The sequence below is a fragment of the Hyphomicrobium sp. genome (genome assembly GCF_035572195.1).
GTDB lineage: Bacteria > Pseudomonadota > Alphaproteobacteria > Rhizobiales > Hyphomicrobiaceae > Hyphomicrobium_B.
Genome location: NZ_DATNBA010000067.1, coordinates 1 through 3,282 on the forward strand (window position 1 = coordinate 1; position 3,282 = coordinate 3,282).

Here is a 3,282-nt window from a genome sequence, read left to right on the forward strand (position 1 = left end):
GCAAGCCGAGGCGCTGATGAAATTCGGCTGCGGTGCCGTCCTGGTGAAAGGTGGCCACGCCCGCGGTTCGGTGGCCGTCGATGTCTTTTTCGATGGCACGATGCGCCACGTCTTGCGCCGGCCACGCATTGAAACGGCGAACACGCACGGCACCGGCTGCACGCTGTCGGCTGCAATCGCGGCTAACCTCGCACAAGGCCGATCGATGCGGCAGGCCGTCGATGCCGCCAAAATGTTCGTCTGGAACGCTCTGGCGTCCGGCGCTGCACTCGCCATCGGCGGCGGTAACGGTCCCGTCGATCATCTTTTTGCTCTGCGAAAGTCGTCGCGCGATCAGTGACGCGAGCTTTTCAACGGTTACATGGCGCTACGTGTTGCGGGCATGCACTCGTCGCGCGACTCGCATGTGCAATCCCGGCGTCAAGGCTTGCATCGCGAAACGCACTTTGGCAGTTTGCGCGCGGCTTCGGCGCTTATGCGCCGTTGAAGGACTCCGGGGGGAGCGCCAAGCTCGCTTCGACAACTCGAACCAGAGCTTGGCAAGAACCGGTCCGCTTCGGCGGGCCGGTTTTTTGTTGCCGGAGTGGCACACACGATGCGTTTCCAACCGCTTCGCGCGAAAGTTGTCCCAAGTTCGGTTGAGCGCCGGCGCGGTGCCGCAGATAATGTGGCAGGATAGTGATTTGGGGCGTCTGTGAATGGCGTTCGGAGGGCGGGGTTTCAATGCAGGGTGCCAAGAGCATCAATAATCGGTTGCGCCTTGTAGGTGCGACCGCAGCGGCACTCGTCGCAGTGACAGGTTCGGCGGTGGCGGGCGGCTTCGATATTCACGAGCAGTCGACCGTGTTCCTTGGCTCTGCGATGGCAGGCGCGGCCGCTGGCGGCAGCCTCGGTTCGATGTACTGGAACTCTGCGGCTGCGGGTCAATTTTCGGGATTAAATACAGAGTCGTCTTACATTCTCGTTCTTCCGAACGGCGATGTGCACGTCTCGTCCTTCGGCGGTGTGCCAATTTCAAGCAATAGTGGCGACATCGGCATCGATGCCTTCACAAGTTCGACTTACGGCAGCTACCGGCTGTCGAAGGATTTTTGGGTCGGCATCGCCATCAACGCGCCCTTCGGCTTGGCGACGAAGCCCGAGAATACGAACTACGCGGGTTCGATTTTGGGGCTTACGACCAAGCTCCTGACCGTTAACGCCAACCCGATGATTTCCTATCGCGTGGCCCCCGGCATCACGATCGGCGCCGGCGTGCAGATGGAGTGGGCGAGAGGCAAGCTGCAATTCCGAACGTCGCCGTCGGATATCGCTCAGTTCAAGGGCGATGACTGGGCGTTTGGCGCGACTGCGGGTATCACGATCGAACCTGCCGCAGGTACGTCGATCGGCCTCGGCTATCGCTCGCAGCTCACGCACGATCTCGACGGTCACTTCAAAACGGACTTGGCCGGTATCGGAGACGTGGACGCAGTCGGGACGGTCAATCTACCCGACATCGTGACACTGAGTTTGCGGCAAGAAATGACTCCGAATACGCGGCTCTTAGGAACCGTTCAGTGGGAGAACTGGAGCCGGTTCAAGCAATTGACGGTGACCGGGGATTTCAGCCCAATAGGGAATTCGATTACGACGCCGGCAAATTGGAACGACAGCTGGTACTTCTCGGTTGGTGGCGAGTATGATTACACGCCCGCGCTGACGTTGCGGACCGGCGTCGGCTACGAAATTTCTCCGGTCGATGATCCGTCGAAGCGCTTCACGGCGATACCCGACAACGACAAAGTGTATCTGAGCATCGGCGCAAGCTATAAATATAGCGAGTGGACGACGTTCGACGTCGGCTATTCCCACATATTCGTGCAGGACGGTGATTTCACGCGCACTCCCCCGGGGGTACCGGCTCCGGAGCTATCCGGCACCGTCGAAGCGTCTGTAGATATGATAGCGGTTGGTATGCGGACTCGCTGGTAGGCAGCGCAGTCAATCGAAGCACTAAAAAACCGGGCTCGAATGCCCGGTTTTTTGTTGGTAGCAAAGGCGAGGGCTGCGGATGCCCAAACGCTACATACCGTCATCGACCTTGAGTTCGTGCAAAACGCTCTCGAGTATCGCCTCGAGTTTTGCCGCCACCGCATCGAGCGTCCCTGCGGCGTTGACAGCGCGATGCGACTGCGCCGCCTGCGACTGGCTCATCGCGTAAAGCCTGCCGGCGTTGCGGGCGATTTGTTCGCAGCCGTTTGGGTCAAACGGGTTCGCCTGCAAGGACCAGGCGATGTTGTGGATGTCCTCCGCCGCTTTCAGGATCGCGTGCGTCGGCAACATGCTCTCGTCGACCGTAGGCCGCGCCATTAATTCGGCGCGCGTTTCGGCGAGCCGTGCCTTCACAGTCTCGATCTCGCTCTTGAGCTGGCCAAGAAGAGCCGGCGGCTCGCGCAGCGACGCCTGCAGCCGCCTGATGGCATCTTCGAGAAGTGCACCGTCAAGGCGGCGGGCGCGGCGGCCGTGTTCGGCGAGAAACCACCGTCCGCGGACCGTCTCAAGCAGCGTCGCCTCGATAGCGCGATACTCGGTCTCGGTGTCCTCAGCGATCGCAGATGAATAGGGCTGCATAGGCCGTTTGTGCTCCGCAAAATGGAACTCAAGGGATATGCGATTCGGCCAGATCGTAGACACAACCTCCGGACGAGCCGGACGCGTTGCCGGTTATCGTATCAATTTCGCATCGGGCATATAGAACGGTGCTCGGATTATTTTCCGAGGAGAATCCGGCAGCATGGCCAAGATGAAACGCGAGGATCGCGCCTTTGCCCTGCCGATTGCGCTGTTCTACGGCGCCGTCTTCATCATCTACGGAACGAACGTTCCGTTCATGCCGGTTTGGCTCGATTGGTGTGGCCTCAGCGCCGGCGAAATCAGCGCGGTTATGGCGGCCCCACTTTTTCTTCGTGTGTTCGTGACGCCGACCGTAGCGGTGGCTGCAGATCGCGAGGGCGCGCATCGCATCTATCTGATCGGGCTCGCGTGGCTCGGCTTGGCGTTTGTCCTGGCGCTGTCGCAGACGCGGTCGTTCTGGCCGATACTCTTGTTCGCCGTCCCGCTGATGGTCTGCTTTTCGACGCTCGTGCCACTGATCGAGACGATTGCGGTCCAAGGAATGCGGTCACGCGGTCTCGATTACGGCCGGATGCGGCTGTGGGGATCGCTCACCTTCGTCGTCGCGAGTTTTCTCGGCGGCCTCGTCATTACGCAATATGGCGGCGGCGCCGGCGTGTGGCTCGT

The 3,282-nt window shown here is 60.5% G+C and carries 4 protein-coding genes; 3 read left to right on the forward strand and 1 reads right to left on the reverse strand.

Annotated features, from left to right (window positions below):
* Positions 1 to 340: bifunctional hydroxymethylpyrimidine kinase/phosphomethylpyrimidine kinase (thiD, locus tag VN623_RS06450; RefSeq protein ID WP_325569299.1), on the forward strand; the 340-nt coding region annotated here is incomplete at its 5' end.
* A gap of 383 nt (positions 341 to 723) precedes the next feature.
* Entirely contained in the window at positions 724 to 1,974 is a 1,251-nt protein-coding gene (locus VN623_RS06455) for an OmpP1/FadL family transporter (RefSeq protein WP_325569301.1), read from the forward strand.
* Positions 1,975 to 2,064: 90 nt separating this feature from the next.
* On the opposite strand, the gene VN623_RS06460 is transcribed toward VN623_RS06455, so the two are convergent.
* Complete coding sequence (locus tag VN623_RS06460) at positions 2,065 to 2,613, reverse strand: hypothetical protein (protein ID WP_325569303.1); 549 nt, start codon at positions 2,611 to 2,613, stop codon at positions 2,065 to 2,067.
* A 163-nt stretch (positions 2,614 to 2,776) separates the two neighbouring features.
* On the opposite strand from VN623_RS06460, the gene VN623_RS06465 reads away from it, so the two are divergent.
* A partial coding sequence (locus VN623_RS06465) for an MFS transporter (RefSeq protein ID WP_325569305.1) occupies positions 2,777 to 3,282 on the forward strand: 506 nt, incomplete at its 3' end.

Excerpts from the sequence above, each read along its gene's own strand:
- VN623_RS06455 (WP_325569301.1), top strand. The coding sequence starts at position 724 with ATGCAGGGTGCCAAGAGCATCAATAATCGGTTGCGCCTTGTAGGTGCG.
- VN623_RS06460 (WP_325569303.1), bottom strand. The coding sequence starts at position 2,613 with ATGCAGCCCTATTCATCTGCGATCGCTGAGGACACCGAGACCGAGTAT.